Source organism: Micromonospora thermarum, assembly GCF_012034245.1.
GTDB classification, from domain to species: domain Bacteria; phylum Actinomycetota; class Actinomycetes; order Mycobacteriales; family Micromonosporaceae; genus Micromonospora; species Micromonospora thermarum.
Window position 1 is genome coordinate 103,142 of sequence record NZ_JAATEO010000016.1, and the last position, 24,578, is coordinate 127,719.

At 73.3% G+C, this 24,578-nt stretch carries 24 protein-coding genes and 1 pseudogene; 16 read left to right on the forward strand and 9 right to left on the reverse strand.

The window, feature by feature from the left end:
* Positions 1–4: 4 nt before the first annotated feature.
* Positions 5–1,003, forward strand: a complete 999-nt coding sequence (locus tag HCJ94_RS16325) for an aldo/keto reductase family protein (RefSeq protein ID WP_168001878.1) — start codon at positions 5–7, stop codon at positions 1,001–1,003.
* 60 nt (positions 1,004–1,063) lie between these two features.
* Here HCJ94_RS16325 and HCJ94_RS16330 read toward each other — a convergent pair whose 3' ends face one another.
* Entirely contained in the window at positions 1,064–1,861 is a 798-nt protein-coding gene (locus HCJ94_RS16330) for a site-2 protease family protein (protein ID WP_168001879.1), read from the reverse strand.
* The gene (locus HCJ94_RS16335; protein ID WP_168001880.1) at positions 1,861–2,061 is read right to left on the reverse strand and encodes a hypothetical protein; all 201 of its coding nucleotides are present in this window, start codon (positions 2,059–2,061) and stop codon (positions 1,861–1,863) included. The genes HCJ94_RS16330 and HCJ94_RS16335 overlap by 1 nt, the downstream gene beginning before the upstream one ends.
* Before the next feature lie 119 nt (positions 2,062–2,180).
* On the opposite strand from HCJ94_RS16335, the gene HCJ94_RS16340 reads away from it, so the two are divergent.
* The 4 genes from HCJ94_RS16340 (at position 2,181) to HCJ94_RS16355 (ending at position 8,243) form a co-directional block, all read left to right on the forward strand.
* Complete coding sequence (locus HCJ94_RS16340) at positions 2,181–4,106, forward strand: serine/threonine-protein kinase (RefSeq protein ID WP_168001881.1); 1,926 nt, start codon at positions 2,181–2,183, stop codon at positions 4,104–4,106.
* 71 nt (positions 4,107–4,177) lie between these two features.
* Complete coding sequence (locus tag HCJ94_RS16345) at positions 4,178–6,118, forward strand: bifunctional adenosylcobinamide kinase/adenosylcobinamide-phosphate guanylyltransferase (protein WP_168001882.1); 1,941 nt, start codon at positions 4,178–4,180, stop codon at positions 6,116–6,118.
* A complete protein-coding gene (locus tag HCJ94_RS16350) occupies positions 6,108–6,881 on the forward strand; it encodes an adenosylcobinamide-GDP ribazoletransferase (protein WP_168001883.1) in 774 nt (257 codons plus the stop codon). Before HCJ94_RS16345 ends, HCJ94_RS16350 begins: the two co-directional genes overlap by 11 nt.
* 66 nt (positions 6,882–6,947) lie before the next feature.
* A complete protein-coding gene (locus HCJ94_RS16355; protein WP_168001884.1) occupies positions 6,948–8,243 on the forward strand; it encodes a DUF2314 domain-containing protein in 1,296 nt (431 codons plus the stop codon).
* A 120-nt stretch (positions 8,244–8,363) separates the two neighbouring features.
* Here the strand turns inward: HCJ94_RS16355 and gcvT are convergent, their stop codons facing one another.
* The gene (gene gcvT, locus HCJ94_RS16360) at positions 8,364–9,494 is read right to left on the reverse strand and encodes a glycine cleavage system aminomethyltransferase GcvT (protein ID WP_168001885.1); all 1,131 of its coding nucleotides are present in this window, start codon (positions 9,492–9,494) and stop codon (positions 8,364–8,366) included.
* Positions 9,495–9,655: 161 nt separating this feature from the next.
* On the opposite strand from gcvT, the gene HCJ94_RS16365 reads away from it, so the two are divergent.
* Entirely contained in the window at positions 9,656–11,227 is a 1,572-nt protein-coding gene (locus HCJ94_RS16365) for a leucyl aminopeptidase (RefSeq protein WP_168001886.1), read from the forward strand.
* 54 nt (positions 11,228–11,281) lie between these two features.
* Here the strand turns inward: HCJ94_RS16365 and HCJ94_RS16370 are convergent, their stop codons facing one another.
* Complete coding sequence (locus HCJ94_RS16370; protein ID WP_168001887.1) at positions 11,282–11,611, reverse strand: hypothetical protein; 330 nt, start codon at positions 11,609–11,611, stop codon at positions 11,282–11,284.
* 180 nt (positions 11,612–11,791) lie between these two features.
* On the opposite strand from HCJ94_RS16370, the gene lpdA reads away from it, so the two are divergent.
* Complete coding sequence (gene lpdA, locus HCJ94_RS16375) at positions 11,792–13,180, forward strand: dihydrolipoyl dehydrogenase (RefSeq protein ID WP_168001888.1); 1,389 nt, start codon at positions 11,792–11,794, stop codon at positions 13,178–13,180.
* A gap of 67 nt (positions 13,181–13,247) precedes the next feature.
* Entirely contained in the window at positions 13,248–15,053 is a 1,806-nt protein-coding gene (gene sucB / locus HCJ94_RS16380; RefSeq protein ID WP_168001889.1) for a 2-oxoglutarate dehydrogenase, E2 component, dihydrolipoamide succinyltransferase, read from the forward strand.
* 61 nt (positions 15,054–15,114) lie between these two features.
* On the opposite strand, the gene HCJ94_RS16385 is transcribed toward sucB, so the two are convergent.
* Positions 15,115–16,065, reverse strand: a complete 951-nt coding sequence (locus HCJ94_RS16385; protein WP_168001890.1) for an SDR family NAD(P)-dependent oxidoreductase — start codon at positions 16,063–16,065, stop codon at positions 15,115–15,117.
* Between HCJ94_RS16385 and HCJ94_RS16390 the strand changes: the two genes are divergently transcribed.
* The 5 genes from HCJ94_RS16390 (at position 16,064) to HCJ94_RS16410 (ending at position 20,066) form a co-directional block, all read left to right on the forward strand.
* Entirely contained in the window at positions 16,064–16,657 is a 594-nt protein-coding gene (locus HCJ94_RS16390; RefSeq protein ID WP_168001891.1) for a TetR/AcrR family transcriptional regulator, read from the forward strand. The genes HCJ94_RS16385 and HCJ94_RS16390 overlap by 2 nt on opposite strands.
* Before the next feature lie 46 nt (positions 16,658–16,703).
* Positions 16,704–18,035 carry a low temperature requirement protein A gene (locus HCJ94_RS16395; protein WP_168001892.1) on the forward strand — a complete coding sequence of 444 codons (1,332 nt, stop codon included), beginning with the start codon at positions 16,704–16,706 and terminating at the stop codon, positions 18,033–18,035.
* Positions 18,036–18,082: 47 nt separating this feature from the next.
* Complete coding sequence (locus HCJ94_RS16400; protein WP_168001893.1) at positions 18,083–18,352, forward strand: type II toxin-antitoxin system Phd/YefM family antitoxin; 270 nt, start codon at positions 18,083–18,085, stop codon at positions 18,350–18,352.
* Positions 18,285–18,758 carry a type II toxin-antitoxin system VapC family toxin gene (locus tag HCJ94_RS16405; protein ID WP_168001894.1) on the forward strand — a complete coding sequence of 158 codons (474 nt, stop codon included), beginning with the start codon at positions 18,285–18,287 and terminating at the stop codon, positions 18,756–18,758. Before HCJ94_RS16400 ends, HCJ94_RS16405 begins: the two co-directional genes overlap by 68 nt.
* A gap of 105 nt (positions 18,759–18,863) precedes the next feature.
* On the forward strand, positions 18,864–20,066 hold the full coding sequence (locus HCJ94_RS16410) for an LLM class flavin-dependent oxidoreductase (protein WP_240944273.1): 1,203 nt from the start codon (positions 18,864–18,866) through the stop codon (positions 20,064–20,066).
* Here the strand turns inward: HCJ94_RS16410 and HCJ94_RS31475 are convergent.
* The 3 genes and pseudogenes from HCJ94_RS31475 to HCJ94_RS16425 all read right to left on the reverse strand — a co-directional run.
* Positions 20,054–20,611: pseudogene (locus HCJ94_RS31475) on the reverse strand (RloB family protein); the annotation flags it as partial. The gene HCJ94_RS16410 and the pseudogene HCJ94_RS31475 overlap by 13 nt on opposite strands.
* Positions 20,611–21,858, reverse strand: coding sequence for an AAA family ATPase (locus HCJ94_RS16420; protein ID WP_168001896.1), 1,248 nt, complete (start codon positions 21,856–21,858; stop codon positions 20,611–20,613). The pseudogene HCJ94_RS31475 and the gene HCJ94_RS16420, both read right to left, overlap by 1 nt.
* 81 nt (positions 21,859–21,939) lie before the next feature.
* Positions 21,940–22,167, reverse strand: coding sequence for a GntR family transcriptional regulator (locus HCJ94_RS16425; RefSeq protein WP_168001897.1), 228 nt, complete (start codon positions 22,165–22,167; stop codon positions 21,940–21,942).
* A 334-nt stretch (positions 22,168–22,501) separates the two neighbouring features.
* Between HCJ94_RS16425 and HCJ94_RS16430 the strand changes: the two genes are divergently transcribed.
* Both HCJ94_RS16430 and HCJ94_RS16435 read left to right on the forward strand, forming a co-directional pair.
* A complete protein-coding gene (locus HCJ94_RS16430) occupies positions 22,502–22,837 on the forward strand; it encodes a hypothetical protein (protein ID WP_168001800.1) in 336 nt (111 codons plus the stop codon).
* Positions 22,838–22,917: 80 nt separating this feature from the next.
* A complete protein-coding gene (locus HCJ94_RS16435; protein WP_240944262.1) occupies positions 22,918–23,091 on the forward strand; it encodes a hypothetical protein in 174 nt (57 codons plus the stop codon).
* Positions 23,092–23,129: 38 nt separating this feature from the next.
* On the opposite strand, the gene HCJ94_RS16440 is transcribed toward HCJ94_RS16435, so the two are convergent.
* Complete coding sequence (locus HCJ94_RS16440) at positions 23,130–23,486, reverse strand: MerR family transcriptional regulator (RefSeq protein WP_168001898.1); 357 nt, start codon at positions 23,484–23,486, stop codon at positions 23,130–23,132.
* 53 nt (positions 23,487–23,539) lie between these two features.
* Here HCJ94_RS16440 and HCJ94_RS16445 point away from each other — a divergent pair, with 53 nt between their 5' ends.
* A complete protein-coding gene (locus HCJ94_RS16445; RefSeq protein WP_168001899.1) occupies positions 23,540–24,547 on the forward strand; it encodes an aldo/keto reductase in 1,008 nt (335 codons plus the stop codon).
* Positions 24,548–24,578 lie beyond the last annotated feature (31 nt).

Here is a 24,578-nt window from a genome sequence, read left to right on the forward strand (position 1 = left end):
GGGGATGGAATTCCGACACCTGGGCCGCTCCGGCCTCATGGTCAGCGAAATCTCGTACGGCAACTGGATCACCCACGGCTCGCAGGTCGAGGAGGAGGCGGCGTTCGCGTGCGTCCGGGCCGCCCTGGACGCCGGCATCACCACCTTCGACACCGCCGACGTGTACGCGGGCACCCGCGCCGAGGACGTCCTCGGGCGGGCGCTGGAGAACGAACGGCGCGAGGGCATCGAGCTGTTCACGAAGGTGTACTGGCCGACCGGGCCGGGTCGTAACGACCGGGGCCTGTCCCGCAAGCACATCATGGAGTCGATCAACGGCTCGCTGCGCCGGCTGCGCACCGACTACGTCGACCTCTACCAGGCCCACCGGTACGACTACAGCACCCCCCTCGAAGAGACGATGGAGGCCTTCGCCGACGTCGTCCACTCCGGCAAGGCGCTCTACATCGGCGTCTCGGAGTGGAAGGCGTCGCAGATCCGCGAGGCCCACCAGCTGGCCCGTGAGCTGCGCATCCCGCTGGTCTCCAACCAGCCGCAGTACTCGATGCTCTGGCGGGTCATCGAGTCCGACGTGATCCCCACCAGCGAGGAGCTGGGCGTCGGGCAGATCGTCTGGTCCCCGATGGCGCAGGGCGTCCTGTCCGGCAAGTACCAGCCGGGCCAGCCGCCGCCGGCCGGCTCCCGCGCCACCGACGAGAAGTCGGGCGCGGGTTTCATCGCGCAGTGGATGACCGACGAGGTCCTGACCCGGGTGCAGCGGCTCAAGCCCCTCGCGGAGCAGGCCGGGCTCAGCATGGCCCAGCTCGCCATCGCCTGGGTGCTGCAGAACCCGAACGTGTCCTCGGCGATCGTCGGCGCGTCCCGCCCCGACCAGGTGCACGACAACGTCAAGGCGGCCGGCGTGAAGCTCGACGCCGCCCTGCTCAAGGCGATCGACGAGATCGTCGAGCCGGTCACCGAGCGCGATCCGTCCCGCACGGAGTCCCCCGCGCAGCGCCCGTGACGCGCACCGTCGCGGCCGGCGTACGACATCGGCGCCGGCCGCGACGGACGGGCACCGCCGTCAGCCCTGCCAGAAGCGCACCAGCTCCAGACCGCGGCCGTACAGGCCGGGGGGCAGGCCGAGGGCGTCGCCGACGGCGAAGACCGCCCCGAAGAACCAGCCGCCGATGGTGGGGTTCCACAGGAGCGCGAACAGCAGGATGAAGCCGTACGGCGCGAAGAGGTCGTACATCCGCCGGTACGGCGGGCTGAGCCAGGGCTGGATCATGTTGCCGCCGTCCAGGCCCGGCACCGGGAGCAGGTTGAGCAGGCTCGCGGTGAGCTGGAGGAAGGCGAGCAGCGCCACGGCGGCCCAGAACTCGACCGGCCCGCCACCGGGTGCGCCGACGCGGAGCGCGACGACCAGCACCAGGGTGAACAGCACGTTGGTGGCCGGCCCGGCGAGGCTCACCAGGGTGTGCCGCAGCCGCCCCGGGATGGCGTGCCGGTCCACCCAGACCGCACCGCCGGGCAGGCCGATGCCGCCGAGGAGCACCACCAGCACCGGAAGCGCGATGGACAGCAGCGGGTGGCTGTACTTCAACGGGTTGAGCGTCAGGTAGCCCTGGTGGGCGACGCTGCGGTCGCCGGCCCGGAACGCGACGAGCGCGTGCGCGTACTCGTGCAGGCAGAGCGAGACCAGCCAGCCCGAGACCACGAAGAGGAACACGTCGAACCGGACGTTGCCGTACCCGCGCCAGGTCATGACCGCGCTGGTGACGAAGAGCGCCACCAGGGCGAGGAAGACCGGGCTGGGCCGGAACGCCGCCCGGGGTACGCCGAGCAGCAGCGGCTCGCCACCCGGGCGGTCGCCGGCCATCACTCCGCCGGAGGCAGCAGGCTCATCCGGTACTCCACACGGTCGTCCTCGACGAGCGCGACCGAGGTGACGCCGGACGCCGCGAGCTCCCGCCAGGTCTGGCCGATCCAGGACTCGGCATCCGCCTGGCTGCCGAACGACTCCGCCGGACCCTGCACCGACTCGCCGTTCGTGCCCTCGTACCGCCAGCTCCACGCCATGTGCGCGTCTCCCCTCGCCGCTGATCTCCCGCCGCCAGAGTAGTCGTCCCGACGGACAACGGCTGCGCGTCGGGTGAGTGCTTGATCGCCCCGCAGTGGCCGGCCGGTACCGTGGCCCGGTGCTGACTCGAGGTGTGGTGCTCAGCGACCGGTACCGGTTGGACGAGCGGGTGGCGACCGGGGGCATGGGGGCGGTCTGGCGGTGCACGGACGTCGCGCTGGAACGCGTGGTGGCGGTGAAGGTGCTGCTCCCGGCGCTGACCGAGGACCCGGAGTTCACCTCCCGGTTCCGGTCCGAGGCCCGGATGCTGGCGGCGCTGCGCCACCCCGGCGTGGTCGCGGTGCACGACGTCGGGCGGGCCACCCTCGCCGACGGCGCCGCGGTCGACTACCTGGTGATGGAGTACGTCGACGGCGAGCCGCTCGGCACCTGGCTGCGCCGGGCGGGGCGGCTCGACCCGGCCTCGACCATGTCCGTGGTGGCGCAGGCCGCCGACGCGCTGCACGCCGCGCACGTCGCCGGCATCGTCCACCGGGACGTGAAGCCGGGGAACCTGCTGGTGAAGCGGGACGGCCGGGTGGTGCTGGTCGACTTCGGCATCGCCCGCTCCGGCACCACGGCCGGCCTCACCGCCGCCAACATGGTGCTCGGCACCGCCTCGTACATGTCCCCGGAGCAGGCCGCGAACCAGCCGGTCTCCGCCGCGACGGACATCTACGCCCTCGGCGCCGTGGCGTACGCCTGCCTCGCCGGCCAGCCGCCGTTCGACGGGGACAACCCGTTGCAGGTGGCCCTGCGCCACCTCCAGGACGAGCCGGCGCCGCTGCCCCCGGAGACCCCGGCGGCGGTCGTCGCCGTGGTGGAGCGCGCCATGGCGAAGCGCCCGGCCGACCGCTGGCCCGACGCGGCGGCGCTGGCCGACGCCGCGAGCGCGGCACGGGAGACGACGCTCGCGGTGGTGCCGGACTCGGCGCGTCCACCGTGGGCGGTCGCCGGCGCGTCACCGGCCGCCGGCCCGCCGGGACTCGCCACCGCCGCGCCGATCCCGCCGGCCACCGCCGCGCCGGATCCGGTGGCCGTGCCACCGTCGGTCCCCGGCCACTCCGGCCCGGCACCCGCGCCAGCCGCCACGGGGGCGGTCGCCCCGGCGGGTCCGGCTCCCGGCCACACCGGCCCGGTCCCCTCGCACACCGGCCCGGCACCGTCGCACACCACCGCGCGGCCCGCCGCGTACGCCGCCGGGGGCGTCACGGGCCCGGCCGGCTCCGGGCCGGCCGCGCCGCCGTGGCAACCGTCCGCGTACCAGACGGACCCGGCGCTGTCGCCCACCCTGGAGGAGCCCTCCGGCCGGCGGCCGGGCCGGCGAACCGCCCTCGTCGGCGCGGCGGCCGCGGTCGCCGTGGTGACCGTCGGCGCCGTCGCCGCCGCGGCGCTGCTCACCGACGGAAGCACCGCCGCACCCGAGACGGGCGGCGGCACGCCGGTCGCCGCCGCGTCCGCGGCCGGGACCAGCCCCGAGAGCCCGACGCCCAGCGTGGCGGCCCCGACCGGCACCCGGCGTCCGGCCGCCTCCGCCACCCCACCGGCGGGGCGCACCTCGGCTCCCGCGTCCGGAGCGCCGGCGCCCGCGCCGTCGGACGCGGGCAGCGCCACCGCCACGTCGCCGCGCCCCGGGCCGACCGCCACCACGGCGGCTCCCCCGAAGCCCAACCAGTACACCCCGGTCGAGGTGTGCGGCAGCGGCTACCAGGTGATCGACTCCGCCACGCTGACCGCCGGCGGCACCCGGCAGGGGCGCGTCTACCTGCTCTACCACACCGGCACCGGCACCAACTGCGTCGTGACGCTCAAGGACAGCGCGGTGGGCACGGCCACCGCCACGTCGGCCTGGCTGGAGGTGCAGGGGCGGGCCCGCAGCACCGACAGCGGGTCGTTCGCGTACTACGCCGGCCCGGTCCGCGCCGAGGCCGCCGGGGTCTGCGTCAAGTGGGGCGGGTCGACCGGCGGCGCCAGCTACGGCAGCGGTTTCGAACACTGCGGATGAGGTCGCGCGAACCGGTCGGCGGCGTCCGGGCCGGGGGGCGGCGGGACACCGGGCGGCTTTAAGGTACGGGCATGTCCGTTGACGGGTGGAACACGGTCCTGGTGCTCGGCGGTATCCGGTCCGGCAAGTCCGAGTTCGCCGAGTCCCTGGTCGCCGACGCGCCCCTGGTCCGTTACGTGGCCACCGCCGCCGACGCCGGCGCCGACGACGAGGAGTGGGCGACGCGGCTGGCGGCCCACCGGGCGCGCCGCCCGGAGACCTGGACCACCGAGGAGACCGCCGGGGAGCCGCGCCGGCTGGCGGACGTGATCTCCGCCGCCGAGTCGCACGAGACGCTGCTCGTCGACGACCTGGGCGGCTGGGTGACGGTCCTGCTCGACCCGGCCCACCAGCCGGCCGACGACACCGCCACCATCGCCGAACTGGCCGAGGCGGTGCGCTCCTGCCGGGCCCGGCTGGTGGTGGTCAGCCCGGAGGTCGGGCTCTCCCTGGTGCCGACCACCCCGCTCGGCCGGGCCTTCACCGACGCGCTCGGCGCGGCCAACCGCGCGGTCGCCGACGCCTGCGACGCGGTCGTCCTGGTGGTCGCCGGTCAGCCGGCCTGGCTCAAGCCCGCCGCGCCGGCGGCCCCCGTACCACAGCCGAGTGTGACCGTCGGAGCGGCCGGCGCCCCCACGCTGGACGGCGGGGCCGGCGAGCCGACCGACGAGACCGTGGTGACGCCGGCCGGGGAGCCGGAGGCGCTGCCCGAGGTGTTGACCCCGACCGCCCCGCCCGCTCAGGCGGGCCCCGCCGACGGCGGCGGCACCCCGTGGGCGGCCCCGACGATGGCGCTGCCGATGGTGGCCACCGGCCTGGTCATCCAGCCGGGCATGGAGCTGCCCATGCCGGACGAGTACGCCGGGCCGCAGGCCGTGGACCGGCTCGCCACCCTGGACGTGCCCGGCGCCGGGTTCGGCGTGCTCGACGGGGTGGTCGGCTTCGCCGCCGCGACCCAGGGCACCCCGACGCCGGCGCCCTGGGCCTCGGTGCGGGTGCTGCTGGTGCACGGCGACCACGCGGGCGGCGCCGCCGCCGGCACGGTCCCCGGCGACTCCACCCGCCGCGCCCAGGACGCCCGGGCGGGCCGCGGACCCCTGGCCCGGCTCGCCGCGGAGTCCGGTGCCAGCCTGCAGGTGGTGGACGCCCCGACGGCCGGCCCGATGGAGGTCGAGCCGGCGCTGACCCTGGACCAGGTCGAGTCCGCGCTGCGCCAGGGCTGGCGGTTGGCCGAGCAGGCCGCCGACGCCGGCGTACGGCTGCTGGTGCTGGGCGCGTGCGGCGCCGGCACCGAGGCGGCCGCCGCGGCGGTGCTGGCCGCCACGGCCGGCGCCGAGCCGCCCACCGTGCTCGGCCGGGTGATCACCGCCGGCGAGTACGACGACGCCTCCTGGATGGTCCGCTGCGCGGCCGTCCGGGACGCCCTGCACCGCAGTCGGCACTCGCCGCGGGGCGCCAAGGACATCCTGGCCGAGCTGGGGGGCGGTGACATCGCCGTGGCCACCGGCGTGCTGCTCGGGGCGACCGCGCGGCGGCTGCCGGTGCTGCTGGACGGGCCGGTCGGCGTGGCCGCCGGCCTGGTCAGCCGGGACCTGGCCGGTCAGGCCCGGCACTGGTGCCTGCTCGCCGACCACGGCGGGCAGCCGGCGGTACGGCTGGCCGCCGACGTGCTCGGCCTGACCCCGCTGCTCGACCTCCGGCTGGACCTGGGCGAGGGCGCGAACGCTCTGGCGGCGCTGCCGCTGCTGCGCTCGGTGCTCGGCCTGGCCGCCGCCCTGCCGGTGCACCCGGCGCTGGGCGGCGGCATCCCGGACGAGGCCGAGCCGGAGGTCGAGCCGGAGACCGAGCCGGAGACCGAGGAACCGGACACCGAGGAGCCGGACTTCCACGAGCCGGAGCCGGCGGGGCCCGGGCCGACCACCACCGAGCCGGAGTCCGCGTCCCTGGACCCGTCCGGCTGGCGTGCCGGCTGACTCGCGGCTCGCCGCCGGGGCGCGGCTGGCGCTGACGACGTTCACCACCCTGCCGGTGCGCGCCGGCCGGATCGACCGGGCGGTCGCGGGCACCGCGATGGCGCTCGCCCCGGCCGTCGGGGCACTGCTCGGCGCCGTCCTCGCCGGGGTGCTGCTGCTCGTCGGCGCGCTCGCGCCGCCGCTGGTGGCGGCCGGCGTGACGGTCGGTGTCGGTGCGCTGCTCACCCGGGGCCTGCACCTCGACGGGCTGGCCGACACCGTGGACGCGCTCGGGTCGTACCGGCGGGGAGCCGCGGCGCTGGAGATCATGAAGAAGCCGGACGTGGGCCCGTTCGGCGTGGTCGCGCTGGTGGTCGTACTCCTCGTGCAGGCGGCGGTGCTCGCGGAGCTGGCCGGGCGGTCGGCGCCCGCAGTGCTCGCGGCGGTGGTGACCGCGACCGCCGCCGGCCGGCTCGGGGTCGCCGTGGCCTGCCGGCGCGGGGTGCCGGCGGCCCGGCCGGAGGGGCTGGGCGCGCTGGTCGCCGGCACGGTCGGGCCGGTCGCCCTGGCCGCCGGCACGGCCGCCGTCGCGCTGGTGGCGGTCGCGGCCGTGCCGGGCCGCCCGTGGCAGGGGCCGCTCGCCGTCGCCGCCGCCCTCGCCGTCGCGGTGGGGCTGCTGCGGCACGTGGTACGCCGCCTGGGCGGCGTCACCGGCGACGTGCTGGGCGCGACGGTGGAGGTGGTCACCACGCTGACCTACCTGGGACTGGTGTTGTCCGGCTGAGTTCCGCCCCGCCCGGCGGGTAGCGTTCGGGGCGACAGCACCGGCGCGGCCACCCCGGGGGACGACATGCTCATCACGGACGACTTCCTGCCCGTACCGGTCCCCGAGTCGCTGAGCGCGACCTACCTGGTGCCGATGGCGGGGCTGCCGGCGGTGGGCACGAAGACGGCGGTGGAGCGGCTCGCCGGGCGGCTGGCCGAGCCGGTGCACGGGCTCGCGCGGCAGATGCTGGACAGCCCGCTGATGAGCGTGGACACCCGGCCGGTCGGCGAGTTTCCCGCGCTGCCGCCGGACCTGCTGACCGCGTTCGGCGCGACCGAGGCGCAGCTGGCCCGGCTGGCGGCGGCGACACACCTGGTGGTGGTGCAGGCCGAGTACCGGCCGGGTTGGCCGCCGGCGCACGAGTGGGCGGCCCGGGCGGTGGCCGCCGCCGTCGCCGACACGGTCGACGGTGACGTGGTGGACGTGTTCGGGCTCCAGTTCCTGGACCCGGCGACCGCGCTGCGGTCGCTGCCGGACGCGCAGGGGCGGATCCGGCTGGTCGACTGGGTGCTGGTGCCGTACTCGTCCGACGCCGAGGGACTGTGGTTCACCACGAAGGGGCTGCGCCGCTTCGGCCTGTTGGAGCTTCAGACGCAGGGTGTCCCCGACCACCTCACCCGGGCGTGGGGCGCGGTGATGACCGGGGCGGCGCGTCGGCTGCTGCGGGACTGGACCGACGGGCTGGCCGGGGAGGAGGTGCCGGCGTTCGTGCAGCTGCCGGTGCTGGCCACGGTCACCGGGCACGACATCGCGGTGGCGTACGGCAATCCGGAGCAGCACGGGGCGACCGCGCCGGTGCTGCTGCGGCTGGAACTGGACCCGGCGACCGATCCGGAGGCCGACTCGTTCCTCAGCCTGCGCCCGCCGGCCGGGCACCCCGGCCCGGACGCCCGCTACTACGCCGCCGCCTGCGCCACGCTCTTCAACGGCATCCAGCCGGACGTGCGGTACGCGCGCCCCGGGGACGCGATGAGCCGGGCGGTCGCCACCGCCCGCGCCTCGCTGGGCGACATCCGGGCGCGGTTCCTCGCCGGGCAGCTCCCGCCGGAGACGCAGCTCGTGGTCAAGTACGGGCTGCCGGGCGACGACGGCCCCGAGTACGTGTGGGCCGGGGTGACGTCCTGGGACGTGCCGGAGCGGATCGAGGGGGCGAGCGCCAGCGACGCGAACACCGACCCGACCGTCCGGATCGGTTCCCCGGTGGTGGTGGAGGCGACCGACGTGGTCGACTGGGCGGTCCTCGACGGCACCGGCGTCATCGAGGGCGGCTGGACCCAGGCCGTCCTCGACGCCGGCGAACGCCCCGCCCCACCGGTCTGACCCCCACCAGGCCCCGCCCCGCCCCGCCCCCACCCACCCCCCGCCAGCGTGATCATGGAGTTAGCGGGCGAGTGGATCTTCAGATCACCCGCTAACTCCATGATCAACGCGGACCCGGGGTCAGCGAACCGAGGGGTTCACGAACGGGGGGCGCACAAGGCGCATGCCGGCGCGGCGGCCGCGGATGTCCACCTCTACCTCGGTGCCGTCGGTCAGGCCGGGGGCCGTGTCGATGAGTGCCAGGGCGATGCCCTGCTTGCGCGTCGGGCTGAAGGTGCCGCTGGTGACGGTGCCGACCTGGGTGTCGCCCACGTACACGGCCATGCCGGGGCGCGGGATGGCGCGGTCGACCGCCTCCAGGCCGCGCAGCGTCCGCCGGGGGCCGGCGGCCTTCTCCGCGAGCAGCGCGTCCCGGCCCCAGAAGGCCGGCTTGTCCCAGCCCACCGCCCAGCCCGAGCGGGCCTGCACCGGGGTGATGTCCAGCGAGAGGTCCTGCCCGTGCAGGGGGTAGCCCATCTCGGTGCGCAGCGTGTCCCGGGCCGCCAGGCCACAGGCTCGCAGGTCGTACGCCTCCCCCGCGGCGAACAGCGCGTCCCACACGGCGACCGCGTCGGCCGCGGGCACGACCAGCTCGTACCCCAGCTCGCCGGTGTAGCCGGTGCGGCAGACGGTCAGCTCGGCGCCGGCGAGGGTGGCGGTCGAGAAGCTCATGTACCCGTGCTCGGTGGGCAGGCCCAGGGCGGCGAGCAGTTCCGCCGAGCGCGGGCCCTGCACGGCGAGGACCGCGTACGCCTCGTGCTCGTCGCTGACCGTGACCGACGGCGGCGCGGCGGCGCGCAGGCGGCGCACGACCTCGGCGGTGTTCGCGGCGTTCGGGACGAGGAAGACGTGGTCGTCGCCGTGCAGGTAGGCGATGATGTCGTCCACCACGCCGCCGGTGGCGTCGTCGCAGCACAGCGTGTACTGCGCCCGGCCCGGCCCGATCCGGCCCAGGTCGTTGCTCAGGCATGCGTTGACGAAGTCCGCCGCGCCGGAGCCGGTCACCCGGGCCTTGCCCAGGTGGGACACGTCGAAGACGCCGACCGAGGCGCGGACCGCGGTGTGCTCCTTGAGCACGCCACCGCCGGCGTACTCCAGCGGCATCTCCCACCCGCCGAACGGGGCGAACTTGGCGCCGGCGGCGGTGTGCCGGTCGTGCAGCGGGGAACGGCGCAGCCGGGTCTCGGCCGGGCCGGAGGTCACGTCGGTCATGGGTGGGAACTTACCGGGGCCTGAACCGCTGGTTAGCATCGGCGGGACCCGCCGGAACCGTCGGCGGGACAGCCCCGACCTCCGGCGGGTACGGTCCGCCGGAGACCTTCATCGCCGGTACGCGACGATGCGACCGGCCCGGCCCGCCCGGAGTAGCTTCAGTGACATCGCCCAGCACCACCCTGAGCCTGGTCGACACCGACCCCGCCGAGCTCGCCGTCGACGCCATCGTCATCGGCGTGCACAGCCAGACCGGTGAGCCGGACGCCACGAGCGGCCGCGCCGCCACCCTGCTGCTGGCCAGCGGCGCGGAGAGCATCGCCGCGGCCTTCGACGGAAAGCTGACCGAGACGCTGGCGCTGCTCGGCGCGACCGGCGGCCCCGGCGAGGTGATCAAGCTCGCCACGCTCGGCACGGTCACCGCCCCGGTGGTCGCCGCGGTGGGTCTCGGGCCGGAGCCGACCGGCGCCGCCCCCGCCCCGGAGGTCCTGCGCCGGGCGGCCGGCGCCGCCGTGCGGGCCCTGGCGGGCGCGTCGCGGGTGGCCCTGGCCCTGCCGTTGCCGGACGACACCGACGCGCCGGCCGCGCTGCGGGCGGTCGCGGAGGGCGCGCTGCTCGGCGGGTACCGGTTCGCCGGCTACAAGACCCGTCCGCAGCCCGCCCGCCGCGAGCCGGTGGCCGAGGTGCTGGTGGCGGTGCCCGACGCGGGCGACGCGGTCGCCACGGCCGAGGTGGCCCGGGCGCGGGCGGTGACCGACGCGGTGCGCCGCACCCGGGACTGGGTGAACACCGCCCCGAACGAGCTGCGCCCGCCGGCGTTCGCCGACTCCGTGGCCGCCGCCGCGCGCGAGGCCGGCCTGGAGGTCGAGGTGCTCGACGAGACCGCGCTGCGCGAGGGCGGGTACGGCGGGATCGTCGCCGTGGGCCAGGGCTCGGAGGCCCCGCCGCGGCTGGTGCGGATCAGCTACACCCCGGCCGGCGGCGGCGCCGGCAAGCGGGTCGCGCTGGTCGGCAAGGGCATCACCTTCGACACCGGCGGCATCTCGATCAAGCCCGCCCAGGGCATGTGGGAGATGAAGTCCGACATGGCCGGCGCCGCCGCCGTGGCCGCCGCCATGCTGGCCGTCGCCGCGCTCAAGCCGTCCGTGCCGGTGACCGCGTACCTGCCGATGGCGGAGAACATGCCGTCGGGCACGTCGTACCGGCCGGGCGACGTGATCACGATGTTCGACGGGAAGCGGGTCGAGGTGCTCAACACCGACGCCGAGGGCCGGATGATCCTCGCCGACGCGATCGCCCGCGCCTGCGCCGACGGCTGCGACTACCTCTTCGAGACCTCCACGCTGACCGGCGGCCAGGTCGTCGCGCTGGGCAAGAAGGTGGCCGGCGTGATGGGCACGCCGGAGCTGTGCGACCGGGTGAAGGTGGCCGGCGACGCGGTCGGCGAGCCGGCCTGGCCGATGCCGCTGCCGGACGACGTGCGCAAGGGGATGGACTCCGACGTCGCGGACATCTCCCAGGTCAACGCCGGTATGGACCGGGCGGGTCACATGCTCCAGGGCGGGGTGTTCCTGCGCGAGTTCGTCACCGCGGACGTGTCGTGGGCGCACATCGACATCGCCGGGCCGAGCTACCACTCCGGCGAGCCGACCGGCTACTGGACCAAGGGCGGTACCGGCGTCCCGGTCCGTACCCTGCTGCACCTGATCGAGGACGTCGCCGCCAACGGCTGACGGGCACACGACGAATGGGCGCCCCGACGAGGGGCGCCCATTCGTGTCTCACGCTCAGAACAGCTCGGGGCGGCGCTTGCGGCGTTCGTTGTAGTCGCGCATCCGCTGCGGGTAGCCCATCAGGCGGACGTCGTAGACCGGGATGCCCAGCCGGTACGCGAAGCGGCGGGCGCCGTCCGGGCCGTCGATGCGGCGGCGGGTCCACTCGCCGTCGCTGGCGATCAGCATGACCGTGGTCTCGGTGACCGTCGTCCGGGGCTCGATGTACGCCTCGACGCCCTGCCGGGTGCGGACGAAGTTCTCAAGGTGCTCCAGATCGGCACGGTCGGCCGCCCGGTCCAGGCTGACCGGACGCGCCTTCTTCCGTCGTCGGAACAGTCCCACCCGTCGTCTCCCCCAACGTGCGTCATCGAAGCCCGTGCCAAGCGTACGTGTCGACGACGTGTCGTTGGGCACCTCGTTACGCGGGCGGAGCGCAGTGGTGACAAGATGACCGAGGTGGGGTGTGTCCGCATTACCCTGCCGTGACCCCCCGAATGCAGCGACGCGACCTGGGAGTTGGACGTGAGCGAGCCGAACCAGACCTTCGACATCGTCATCCTCGGAGGTGGCAGCGGCGGCTACGCGACGGCGCTGCGCGCCGCCCAGCTGGGCCTCTCCGTCGCGCTGGTCGAGAAGGGCAAGCTCGGCGGCACCTGCCTGCACAACGGCTGCATCCCCACCAAGGCGCTGCTGCACGCGGCCGAGATCGCCGACCAGACCCGCGAGTCGGAGCAGTTCGGTGTCAAGGCCGAGCTGGTCGGCATCGACATGGCGGCGGTCAACGCGTACAAGGACGGGGTCGTCTCGCGGCTGTACAAGGGCCTCCAGGGCCTGGTGGGCGGCGCGAAGAACATCACCTTCGTGGCCGGTGCCGGCAAGCTGGTCGCGCCGAACGCCGTCGAGGTCGACGGCAGGCGCTACACCGGCCGCAACATCGTCCTGGCCTCCGGCTCGTACGCGAAGAGCCTGCCCGGCCTGGAAATCGACGGCGAGCGGGTCATCACGAGCGACCACGCCCTCGTCCTGGACCGCGTCCCGTCGTCGGTGATCGTGCTCGGCGGCGGCGTGATCGGCGTCGAGTTCGCCAGCGTGTGGAAGTCCTTCGGCGTGGACGTCACGATCATCGAGGCGCTGCCCCGGCTGGTCGCCGCCGAGGACGAGGAGTCGTCGAAGGCGCTGGAGCGGGCCTTCCGCAAGCGGAAGATCAACTTCAAGGTCGGCAAGCCGTTCGAGAAGGTCGAGAAGACCGACAACGGCGTCAAGGTGACGATCGCCGGCGGCGACACCGTCGAGGCCGAGCTGCTGCTGGTCGCCGTCGGCCGCGGCCCGAACACCGCCAGCCTCGGTTACGAGGAGCAGGGCGTGAAGATGGACCGCGGCTACGTGCTGACCGACGAGCGGCTGCGCACGAACGTGCCGAACGTCTACGCCGTCGGCGACATCGTGCCCGGCCTCCAGCTCGCCCACCGGGGCTTCCAGCAGGGCATCTTCGTCGCCGAGGAGATCGCCGGGCAGAACCCCGCCGTAATCGACGAGGCCGGCATCCCCCGGGTCACGTACTCCGACCCGGAGCTGGCGTCGGTCGGCCTGACCGAGGCGAAGGCCAAGGAGCAGTACGGCGCCGACAAGGTCAAGACCTACAACTACAACCTGGGTGGCAACGGCAAGAGCCAGATCCTCAAGACCACCGGCTTCGTGAAGCTGGTGCGGGTCGAGGACGGGCCGGTCGTCGGCGTGCACATGGTGGGCGCCCGGGTCGGTGAGCTGATCGGCGAGGCCCAGCTCATCTACAACTGGGAGGCGTACCCGGCCGAGGTGGCGCAGCTCGTGCACGCCCACCCGACGCAGAACGAGGCCCTGGGCGAGGCGCACCTGGCCCTCGCCGGCAAGCCGCTGCACGCGCACGCCTGACACGACAACCGCGGCGTCCGGCGACGGGCGACGATCCCACCAGGGGAACCGAAGGAGTCTGGAGAACATGCCGGTATCGGTCACCATGCCCCGGCTCGGCGAGAGCGTCACCGAGGGCACCGTCACGCGCTGGCTCAAGCAGGAGGGCGACACCGTCGAGGTCGACGAGCCGCTGCTCGAGGTGTCGACCGACAAGGTCGACACCGAGATCCCGTCGCCCGCGGCCGGCGTGCTGACCCGGATCGTGGTCGGCGAGGACGAGACCGCCGAGGTCGGCAGCGAGCTGGCCGTGATCGACGGTGAGGGCGGCGCGGCCGGTGGCGGCGAGGCCGCCGCGCAGCCGCAGGCCGCGCCGGAGCCGGAGCCGACGGCCGCCGCCGAGGGCACCGCCGCGCAGGTCGCGCAGGAGGAGGCCCCGCAGGCCGAGGCCCCGAAGGCCGCCCCGGCGCCGTCGGGCGAGGGCACCCCGGTCACCATGCCGGCCCTCGGCGAGAGCGTCACCGAGGGTACGGTGACCCGCTGGCTCAAGCAGGTCGGCGAGACCGTCGAGGTGGACGAGGCGCTGCTGGAGGTCTCCACCGACAAGGTGGACACCGAGATCCCGTCGCCGGTCGCCGGTACCGTCCTGGAGATCAAGGTCGCCGAGGACGAGACCGCCGAGGTCGGCGCGACCCTGGCGATCGTCGGCGCGGCCGGTGCCGCCCCGGCCGAGGCGAAGCCGGAGCCGAAGCCCGAGCCGAAGGCGGAGGCGCCCGCACCGAAGCCGGAGCCGCAGGTCAGCGAGCCGACCCCGGGCCTGTCGTACAACGAGCCGGCCGCCGAGGCCGAGGTCGCCCCCGAGCCGGTGAAGGCCGAGCAGGCTGCCACTCCCCCGGCCCCGACGCCGCGGCAGCGCCCGTCGGCGCCCGCCCCGGCCGGGGGCGAGGAGGCCGCCGGGTACGTGACCCCGCTGGTCCGCAAGCTCGCCGGCGAGCACGGTGTCGACCTGTCCACGGTCAACGGCACCGGCGTGGGTGGCCGGATCCGCAAGCAGGACGTGCTGGAGGCGGCGGAGAAGGCCCGCGCGGCCAAGGCCGCCCCGGCTCCGGCCGCTCAGCCGGCCGCGGCGGCGGCCCCGGCGAAGCCGGCGGTCAAGCCGACGCCGAGCGGCAAGCGGGGCACCACCGAGAAGCTGACCCGGATCCGCTCGGCGATCGCCAAGCGAATGCAGGAGTCGCTGCACGAGATGGCGCAGCTCACCACGGTGATCGAGGTGGACGTCACCAGGATCGCCAAGCTGCGGGCGCAGGCGAAGGACTCCTTCCAGCAGCGGCACGGCGTGAAGCTGTCCTTCCTGCCGTTCTTCGCCCTCGCCGCGGTCGAGGCGCTGCAGGCGTACCCGATCGTCAACGCCCGGATGGACCTGGAGGCCGGGACGATCACCTACCCGGACGCGGAGCACCTCGGCATCGCCGTGGACACCGAGCGCGGGCTCCTGGTGCCGGTCATCCACAACGCCGGTGACCTCAACCTGGGCGGCATCGCCAAGCGCGTCGCCGACCTGGCCGAGCGCACCCGCATCAACAAGATCAGCCCGGACGAGATCGCCGGTGCGACGTTCACGCTGACCAACACCGGCAGCCGGGGCGCCCTCTTCGACACCCCGATCGTGCCGTCGCCGCAGTCGGCGATGCTCGGCACGGGTGCCGTCGTCAAGCGCCCGGTCGTGGTCAACGACCCGGAGCTGGGCGAGGTCGTCGCCGTGCGGTCGATGGTGTACCTGGCCCTGTCGTACGACCACCGGCTCATCGACGGCGCGGACGCCGCGCGCTTCCTGGTCGCCGTCAAGGAGCGGCTGGAGGCCGGCAACTTCGAGGCCGAGCTGGGCCTGTAGGGCGCACACTCCACGACGAAGGGCTCCCCGGGTGACCGGGGAGCCCTTCATCGTTGCGGTGTCACGCCGCCTTGAGGGTCTCCTCGGAGACCTCCCACAGCCGCTGCGCGGCCTCCGGGTCCAGCGCGTACGGCGCGTACCCGGTGCGGGTGCCCGGCTGGTTCGGGCCGGCCTCCTGGCAGTCCTCGAAGTAGCGCCCGCCGACGCCGTCGAGCAGCGGCGAGGTGGCCACCAGCACGGAGGTGGCGGCACCCTGCTGGACCGTCTTCCAGGTCGGCGCCGCCGGCCCGCCGCTGGCGGCGCGCAGCCGGGCCAGGTCCTCCTCGGTGATGTAGCGCTGAAGGTTGGTGCGGATCGCACCCGGCATCAGCGCGTTGGTGAGGATGCCGTCGCCGGCCCAGCGCCGGGTCGCCTCGACCGCGAAGAGCACGTTCGCGGTCTTCGACTGCCCGTACGCGGCCCACGGCTCGTAGGGCCGCTCGTGGAAGTGGATGTCCTCGAAGACGACCGGCGAGCGCAGGTGCGCCGCCGAGCTGACCGAGACCACGCGCGCTCCCCCGGCCGCCGCGAGCGCCCGGTGCAGGCTGGTGGCCAGCGCGAAGTGGCCCAGGTGGTTGGTCGCGAACTGCATCTCCCAGCCCTGCGGCGTCCGCATCTCGGGCGAGGCCATGATGCCGGCGTTGTTGACCAGGATGTGCAGCGGACCGTCCCAGGTCCGCACGAACGCGGCGACGGAGCCCTGGTCGGCCAGGTCGAGCGGGGCGACCAGGATCCGGTCGTTGCCGGTCGTGGCCGTGATGTCGTCGGCGGCCCGCCGCCCCTGGTCGGGGTTGCGGACGGCGAGGGTGACGTCGGCGCCGGCGGACGCCAGCGCCCGGGCGGTCTCCACGCCGATGCCGGATCCCCCGCCGGTGACGACGGCGCGGCGGCCGGTGAGGTCGATGCCCTGGATCACCTCGAGGGCGGTGGACTCTGCGGTGAACGGGGTGCTGACAGGTGTGCTGGTGGTCATGATCCGTCCTTGTCAGAGGTGGCACGGCGGAACCCGGTCCGGCGCCGACGCGCAGCGCAACCGCGAGCGGCTGCTGGACGCGGCGGTCCGGGCGTTTTCCCAGGCCGGGGCCGACGTAACCCTGGAGGCCATCGCCAAGGACGCCGGGGTCGGCATCGGCACCCTCTACCGGCACTTCCCCACCCGGGAGGCGCTGGTCGAGGCGGCCTACCGCAACGAGTTGGCCAAGCTCTGCGACGCGGCGGAGGACCTGCTGGAGCGGCTACCGCCGGCCGACGCGACCCGCGCCTGGATGGACCGGTTCATCGACTACCTGTCCACCAAACGGGGCATGGCCGACGCGCTCCGGCTGGTCATCGCGGCCGGCACCAACCCGTACGCGCAGAGCCGCGACCGCCTGATCGCCGCCCTGACCCGGTTGCTCTCGGCGGGCGCGGCAGCCGGCACCGTCCGCGCCGACGTCGAGCCGGCCGACGTGCTCGCCGGCCTGAGCGGCGTCTCCCTCGCCGCCGGCGGCCCCGAGCAGCGCGACCAGGCCCGGCGGCTGCTGGACCTCCTCATGGACGGCCTGCGCTACCGCCCCGCCGGCTGACCCGATTCCGGCCCGTCCGCCCCCCGGGCGCTGAGAGAGTGGGCGGGTGGGCGGGAAGCGGTTGCGGGACCGACTGGGGCCGGCCGTCCCCATCGCCCCCGGCGCCCGGGTCGACAAGTTCGAGGTCTTCTTCGACCTGGTCTTCGTCTTCTCGTTCTTCATCATCACCCGGGCCACCGCCGTCAACATCACCGGTCGCAATCTGCTGCACGCGTTGCTCGTACTCGCCGTGCTCTGGTGGTGCTGGGTGGTCCACAGCGTGGTCGCCACCCGGGTCCGCCTGGGGCTCGGCTTCGTACCGGTGCTGATGGTGGTCGGGATGGCGGCGCTCTTCTGCTTCGCGCTGGCCCTCCCGCAGGCGTTCGGCGATCCCCGTGAGGGCGCGGCCGGGCCGGTGGTGGTGGCGATCAGCTACATCGTGATCCGGGCGGTGCACTTCCTGCTCTTCTGGCACGTCGCGCGCGACAGCCCGGACGAGCGGCGGCAGCTCCGCCGGTTCTCCCCGGAGGTGCTGTTCAGCACCCTCCTGCTGGTGGCCGCGGCCATGGCGCCGGCCGTGATCGACGATCCGGGGGCGGCCACGCTCGCCCGGGACGGGCTGTGGCTGACCCTCGTGCTGCTCCAGTACACCACTGGCATCCTCGTCGGCACCTGGGGCTGGAACGTCACGTCCGCCGAGCACTGGACCGAGCGCTACGACCTGATCCTGATCATCGCCCTGGGCGAGTCGGTGATCTCCGTCGGCGTGGGCAGCAACCTGCTCGGCCAGCCGCCGACCTGGTCGGCGGTGGCGGCGGCCGTCCTCGGCATCGTCTTCACCGCCGCCCTCTGGTGGGCCCACTACGACATGATCGGGCCGGCCGCCCGCATCGCCCTGCACGCCGCCAAGGACGGTCCGCGGGTCGCGATGGCCCGCGACGCGTACGCCTACCTCTACCTGCCGATGATCGCCGGGATCATCCTCTTCGCGCTGGGCGCCGAGGGCATCGTGCACGAGATCGCCGATCCCCTGGTGCCGATGACGCAGCCGGCACAGGGGCCCGACGTACCGCTGCTGTTCGGTGGGGTGATCTGCTACCTGTCGGCGAACATGCTGTTCCAGCTCCGTACGCTGCACACCCTGTCGTGGACCCGGGTCGGCGCGGTGCTGGTGCTCGCCGTGAGCATCCCGATCGCCGCCCACCTCCCCGGCCTGGCCGCCCTCACCCTGCTCACCGCCATCTGCGTCGGGCTGGTCACGACCGAAGTGCTGCTCTTCTCCGAGGCCCGGGGTGCCCTGTACGCCGCCATCTTCCAGGAGCGCACCACGCACGAGGCGCACGAGGCCGCCTTCCGGGCCCGCTGGCACGACACCGCCCCCGACGACCCCTCGACGTAGCACGCCAGTCGTAGCACTTGGTAGCACCCTGGACTAGTATCAGGTTCATGGCCGAGCATGCTCATCGCGAGATCACCCAGCGCGAGCTGCGCAACGAGTCCGGTGCCATCATGCGCGGGGTCGAGCGGGGTGAGTCATACGTAATCACGCGCAACGGCACACCGATCGGCAAACTCATTCCTCTCCGCCGGAGAACCTTCGTACCGCGCGCCGAGGTCATGGCGACGTTCGCCACCGCACCGGTCCTCGATGCCGACAGATTCCGCGAGGACATCGACTCAGCCGTCGACCAGGACCCGTTCAGCCGTGAGTGGTGACGCCGCGAGTCGCGGACTCGTCGACACCAACGTCGTCATCCACCTGGCCGCCCTGGACCCGGCGGAACTGCCCGAGGAGATGGTGATCTCCGCAGTCACGCTCGCCGAACTCTCCGCAGGCCCGCACCACGCCGACGATCGCACTGAACGAGCACGCCGGATGAGCGTGCTCCAGCACGCCGAGGCGACCTTCGATCCCTTACCCTTCGACGCCGAGGCGGCGCGCGCCTTCGGCATGGTCACAGGTGCGGTCCTCGCCACCGGCCGGACAACCCGTCGGCGGATCGCAGACCTGATGATCGCCTCGATCGCGTACGCGAACGGGCTGGCGCTCTACACAACGAACCCGGCCGATTTCGTCGGTCTCGATGATTTCGTGACGGTCCGACCGGTACGACGCCCCTGACCACCCACCCGGCGGCCATGACCACCGTTTCCACTCACGACACACGTGCCCTTCCCGGCCCGGCGGATGGATTCCATTGGTGATCCCCACCGTCGCGAGCGGATGATGGTCAGTCGGTCGACGCCCCGTGCCCACACCGCCTCACCGACATCCGACCAACGGGCACGGTCTGCCGTCGGCAGAACCGGGCCGCTCGGGGTCGCCGGGCGCGTCGACGCGCGGCAGGCTGGGGCGGTGATCACCTTCAGCCTCCAGGCCTCCCCGACCGACGCCGCCGAGTGGCTCGCGCTCGCCCGCAGGGCGGAAGCGGCCGGCTACGACGCCCTGTACGCGGCCGACCATCCCGGTGTGGCGGCGTCACCGTTCGTCGCCCTGGCCGCCGCGGCGGCGGTGACCACGACGCTGGGGCTCGGCACCAACGTCTCCAACGCCGGCGTCCGCGAGCCGGCACTGCTCGCCTCGGATGTCGCGACGCTCGACCTGATCTCCGCCGGCCGGGCCCGGCTCGGTCTGGGCGCCGGTCACACCCCGGCGGAGTGGCACGCGGTGGGCCGCGAGCGCCCCGACGTCGCCGGCCGGGTCCGTCGCTGCATCGCGGTCGCCGAGGCCGTCCGCGCCCTGCTCAACGGCAAGGAGGTCAGCGTGGACACGTCCGACCTGGTGATGCGGGCGGCCCGCCTGGAGAAGCCCCGGCCGGTGCAGGCCCGGATCCCGCTCACCATCGGCACCGCCAACTCCCGTCTGCTGCGCTGGGCGGGAGCACACGCCGACGTGGTCGGCCTCGCCGGGCTCGGTCGTACCAAGCCGGACGGCTACCGGCACGAGGTGCGCTGGCGGGAGGCCGAGATCGAGGCGCAACTCGCCGAGGTGGCGGCGGGCGCGGCGGACCGGGACTCACCGCCGGAGTTGGAGGCCCTGGTGCAGCAGGTCGTCGTCACCGACGACGCGGAGACGGCAGCCGCGTCGATGGCACAGGACACCGGCCTGAGCGTGCCCGAACTGCTGGCCACCCGTTCGTCCTCATCGGCACCGAGGACGAGATCGTCGCGGCGGTCGCCGAACACCGGCGCCGCTGGGGCGTCACCCGTTTCGTGGTACGCCGCGACGCCCTCGACCCGCTCACACCGGTGCTGGCCCGCCTCGCCGCCTGACCGAGGTTCCCGGGGCGGTTCAGTACGAGGTCACTCCAATATCCTCGACGAACTGCCAGACGTCGGTGTACGGATCTCGTTGGCTGAGCGGGTACGGTCGTCGTGCTGCTCGTTGATCTGTATGGCCCGTTTCTTAGCCTCCAGAAACCCGCCGTGAATCTGTTGCCAGGTGACGGCCTTGCGCTGTTGAGCGGTGGTCCCAGGAGGGAAGCGGATGCGACGTGCAGCCTCCTCGCAGCTCCCTCCGAACGTGGACGTGTAGGCCTGCTGGTGTAGCAACCGCCATAACTCGAAGCAAGGGTGGGAGAAGGCAATCTTGACCCCCGCCTGTCGCGCACGGCGGACCGCCTGGTCGATGCCCTCGTGCTGATCGCGGTCGAAGATGCACCACACAACTGGCGCGAACTCGTCCGGCACGGCGCCAACCTGCCGTCTCAGCTTGACGAGCAGCGCGACCGCTGCCTCCACCAATTCTCTGGGCTTGCGATCCGACCGACCGTCACCGCTACCGCGTCTTCCTCCATCCCGGCGCGTGTCGTTGGCGATGTGAACCTGGTAGCGCCGTACCGGCTGCATGTCCTTTACAAGGTCCACGTACTGCGGCTCGGTGAGCTCACCCTCAGTGAATACCCACACGTCCCGTCTGCGCCGGCTCACGCGACGCCGAGCTTCGAATGAGTCGCGACCGCGGGCGCTGGGCATCAGGCGGCCCCTTCGGTTGCCCGCAACGCCCGAAGCCACCGGCCGATCTGCCCTTCGGCGAGAGCGGGCACTGCACCGAACCGACCAGCAAGGTACGACAGGGCGAGATCCTCACCGGCCCGCGGCTCCGCATCTGCCAGCGGGAACAGCTCGCTCGCGCCAGCCTTGTCCTTCTCCACCAACCACACCTGTCCTGGGTCGAGCAGACGCATCTCCGCTTGACCGCCCAGAATCGTCACGTCGTGCGAGGTGAAGATCAGTTGGCTGCCTCGCTTGTTGACGTCGGGGTCTTGAAAGAGGCGGATGATCTCGGCGGCGAACCGCGGGTGAAGACTCGCGTCAAGCTCATCGACGAGCAGTGCGCGACCCTCGTCCAATGCGATCAGCATGGGTCCGAGGAGGGCGAACCAGGAGCGGGTGCCGAACGACTCATCCTCCCACTTCACCGGATAGGCATCCCCGCCCGCCCCCCCATGCCACAAGCGCACTTCCTCCTTGCCTGGCTCGGTGGCGTTGATGACCTCCACACCGCGGATTCCCAGATCTGCGACTCGAAGCAGTTCCTGGATTCGCTCCCGTTTAGGGCCCTGCAGTTCATCGCGCGTGAACGCTTCGCGAACGTGCAGATTTTTGTCCGGGCTCACCCATAGCAGGTTCCGTCTGAACCACTCGAAGATCGGGCCCAGCTGCGGATGATTACTTGCGCCAGCGACGGAGAGGAAGAGCGCGTCCGGCCGGGTCAGTCGGACGAGTTGGGAGCGATCCTTCAGCCGCCCGCCGGGAAACTCGAACTCCTTAATGCGACCAACCGCCCGATCGAACCATATCTGTCGATGTCCGCGTGGGTAGGCGTGCAGCCACTCCCCTTCGACCCGCTCCGTGCCCAACTCGAAGCCGTAGGCATATCGCACGCCGTCATGCACGAAATCCAGCTCGAAGAACGACGTTCTGCCGACGGCCTGGGGATCGAGGCTGAAGACCTCCCGAGGCACGTCGGAACGAGACGCCCAGTCGGCGTAAGAACGGAGTACCGCCTGGCGCATCTCGAACAGCGCCGTCAGGAGGTTGGACTTGCCGGAGGCGTTAGCACCGAACACCCCGATCACTGGATAGACGTTCAGGTTCTCACCGGCGGCGAGCTGGACCTCACGAGTCCAGGCCGGCTCGGCCCCGTCAGGAGCGACGAGCACAAGCTCCTGCTCATCACGGAACGATCGCACGTTGGCGACCCGAAACCTCAACAGCATGCCGCCTCCTTACCGCCGTCAGCGTATAGACATGCCGTGCCGGATCTCCGACATGACGGCCGCGCAGGTTCCCGGGCGCGGCTAACCCTCGGGGCGCTCTGCGACGAACACGCCCACGCCGTGCACGCCCTCGACGAGGCCCTGCATCTGTAGGACAAGGATCGCCTGGCGCACGACGCCAGCCGACACACCGTGCTGCTCTCTCAGCTGAGCGGTGGACGGCAGTTTGTCGCCTGGGGCGAGTTCTCCGGACGCAATCTGCTCGCGGATGAGCTCCGCAAGCTGCGCCCACTTTGGTTTGGCGGGCATGGTGACTCCCTGGTCTGCACCCGCCATCTGATCACAAGAAACTTGTCAGTACAAGTACGAAGTAGTCCGTTGACTTTGCCAGACTAGTCTGACAAAGTTCCCATCGATCGGCTCCCTGGTCTGCAACCGGGGCTGGTCACTCCGTGAAAACGCGCCCGGCCGGTCGCCATTCCCCCGGTGGTCGGTCGGGTGCCACGCCCTGCCCGACACCCACCCGTCGGGCAGCACCAGCAGGCCCGGGGCGGGTGCCGGGCTCCAGCCGTCATGCGCGGACCCGAACCGTGCGGCGGCTGTCCCCGCCCGTCCCGGCGCCGTCGACCGGAGAGGAGTCGACGTGCGTTCACCCCTCCCCCGGCCGCCCGGCCCGGTGCGCGTGGCGCACGGCGGCCCGGCTGTCCGCGTACTCCTCGGGAGGTGGCGGCGTCGCGACCCGCCGGTGCCGCTCGGGCCTCGGCACCGGCGGACCTGGCGGGGGTTGCGGCGCTGGTGCTCGTGCGGCCTGCGCTGGACCGCGTGCCCGGACCGGCACGCGCCGACTCCGACCGAGCCGCCCACGCCGCCGCGCAACACCCGGTGGCGCGACGAGCCGACGCGGGCGAACCCGCAGGTCGGCCGGGTCGGGCGGCTGACGCCCGCGCAGACCTGGCGGGCCAACGGCGGACGCTGGTGACCGCCCGCCCGCACACGCCGTTGCGCCCCCTGTGGCTGTGCCGGGCGTGCGCCGGACCGTGGCCGTGCGGGTCCGCGCGGGTGACGTTGCTGCGGGAGTACGCGCACGACCGCGTGGCCCTGCTGATCCACCTCGGTGGGCTGCTGCACGACGCGGCCGGACAGCTCCACACACTCAACCCGCACGACGGACCGGACCCGGCGCAGCTCTTCGACCGCTTCCTCGGCTGGGCGCTCATCTGTCGCTCAACCTGACCCACTGAAAATCTTGGAAGGAAACGGCCCGGGAATCGTCAGGTGCCGTCGTAGTAGCGGATCTTTTCCCGCAGGTGGTCGTACTGGCGCTGGAGCAGGTGCATCTGTTCCTCGACCCGCTCGGCGTGCCGCTGGAGCAGGGCCTGCCGCTCGCCGGCCGTGTGCTCGCCTTCCCGGGCGAGTTCGGCGTACCGGCACATCTCCGCGATCGGCATGCCGGTGTCCCGCAGGCAGCGGAACAGCGTCAGCCAGCTCAGGTCGTCGTCGGTGAAGACGCGCCGGCCGCCGGAGGTGCGGCCGATGCCGCTGAGCAGGCCGATCTTCTCGTAGTACCGCAGGGTGTCGAGGCTGAAGCCGCTGCGGCGGGCCGCCTCGGAGGGTGCGTACCCGGACATGGCCGCAGCCTAGCGCTTGACCTGGAGCGCACTCCAGGTTGAAGGCTTGGGGCATGACGACGACACGGACACTGGGCCGCAGCGGGATCGAGGTCGGCGCGATCGGCATGGGTTGCTGGGCGATCGGCGGGCCACTGTGGGGGGACGACGGGCAGCCCTTCGGCTGGGGCGAGGTCGACGACGACGAGTCGGTCCGCACCGTGCACGCCGCCCTCGACCTCGGCGCGACCCTCTTCGACACCGCCAGCAACTACGGCGCCGGGCACAGCGAAGGGATCCTCGGCCGGGCACTCGCCGGCCGCCGCGACCGCGCGGTGATCGCCACCAAGTTCGGCAACCGTTCCGACGAGGTGACCCGCCGGTGGACCGGCACCGACCACAGCCCGGCGTACGCGGTGGAGAGCCTCGAGCAGTCGCTGCGCCGACTCGGCACCGACCACGTCGACCTCTACCAGTTGCACATCAACGACCTGCCGGCGTCCGCCGCGCTCGACCTGGTCGACACCCTGGAGGGCCTGGTCACCCAGGGCAAGATCCGGGCGTACGGCTGGAGCACGGACAACCCGGAGTCGGCGGCGGCGTTCGCGGCGGCCGCCCCGCACTGCGCGGCGATCCAGCACGACCAGTCGGTGCTGCTGGACAACGCGGCGATGCTGGCGGTCTGCGACACGTACGACCTGGCCAGCGTCAACCGGGGCCCGCTGGCGATGGGCCTGCTCACCGGTTCGACCCGCGCGGTCGGCACCGACGACGTCCGCGGGAGGGCGCCGGAGTGGCTGGTCTGGTTCACCGACGGGCGGCCGTCGCCTCGGTGGGCGGAGCGCGTCGCGCAGGTCCGCGCGGCGTTGACGGCCGACGGCCGCACCCTGGCGCAGGGCGCGTTGGGCTGGCTGCTCGCCCGCAGTCCCCGCACCGTCCCGATCCCGGGCTGCCGGACCGTCGCCCAGGCCGAGGAGAATCTCGGCGCGCTCGCCCTCGGGCCGCTGCCGGCCGACGCGGTCGCCGAGGTCGAACGCCTACTGTCGGATCTTCGGCAGACATCGGCCGAATCGGGGGTGTGATCCGCTCAACGCATCCGGATCGTCACCCGTA

Bases quoted from the DNA above. Each gene is read 5' to 3' on its own strand.
- sucB (WP_168001889.1), top strand. From the start codon at position 13,248: ATGCCGGTATCGGTCACCATGCCCCGGCTCGGCGAGAGCGTCACCGAG.
- HCJ94_RS16420 (WP_168001896.1), bottom strand. From the start codon at position 21,858: ATGCTGTTGAGGTTTCGGGTCGCCAACGTGCGATCGTTCCGTGATGAG.
- HCJ94_RS16410 (WP_240944273.1), top strand. From the start codon at position 18,864: ATGGTCAGTCGGTCGACGCCCCGTGCCCACACCGCCTCACCGACATCC.
- HCJ94_RS16405 (WP_168001894.1), top strand. From the start codon at position 18,285: ATGCCGACAGATTCCGCGAGGACATCGACTCAGCCGTCGACCAGGACC.
- HCJ94_RS16385 (WP_168001890.1), bottom strand. From the start codon at position 16,065: ATGACCACCAGCACACCTGTCAGCACCCCGTTCACCGCAGAGTCCACC.
- HCJ94_RS16390 (WP_168001891.1), top strand. From the start codon at position 16,064: ATGATCCGTCCTTGTCAGAGGTGGCACGGCGGAACCCGGTCCGGCGCC.
- HCJ94_RS16325 (WP_168001878.1), top strand. From the start codon at position 5: ATGGAATTCCGACACCTGGGCCGCTCCGGCCTCATGGTCAGCGAAATC.
- HCJ94_RS16425 (WP_168001897.1), bottom strand. From the start codon at position 22,167: ATGCCCGCCAAACCAAAGTGGGCGCAGCTTGCGGAGCTCATCCGCGAG.
- HCJ94_RS16330 (WP_168001879.1), bottom strand. From the start codon at position 1,861: ATGGCCGGCGACCGCCCGGGTGGCGAGCCGCTGCTGCTCGGCGTACCC.
- HCJ94_RS16445 (WP_168001899.1), top strand. From the start codon at position 23,540: ATGACGACGACACGGACACTGGGCCGCAGCGGGATCGAGGTCGGCGCG.
- gcvT (WP_168001885.1), bottom strand. From the start codon at position 9,494: ATGACCGACGTGACCTCCGGCCCGGCCGAGACCCGGCTGCGCCGTTCC.
- HCJ94_RS16355 (WP_168001884.1), top strand. From the start codon at position 6,948: ATGCTCATCACGGACGACTTCCTGCCCGTACCGGTCCCCGAGTCGCTG.
- HCJ94_RS16400 (WP_168001893.1), top strand. From the start codon at position 18,083: ATGGCCGAGCATGCTCATCGCGAGATCACCCAGCGCGAGCTGCGCAAC.
- HCJ94_RS16335 (WP_168001880.1), bottom strand. From the start codon at position 2,061: ATGGCGTGGAGCTGGCGGTACGAGGGCACGAACGGCGAGTCGGTGCAG.
- HCJ94_RS16345 (WP_168001882.1), top strand. From the start codon at position 4,178: ATGTCCGTTGACGGGTGGAACACGGTCCTGGTGCTCGGCGGTATCCGG.
- HCJ94_RS16440 (WP_168001898.1), bottom strand. From the start codon at position 23,486: ATGTCCGGGTACGCACCCTCCGAGGCGGCCCGCCGCAGCGGCTTCAGC.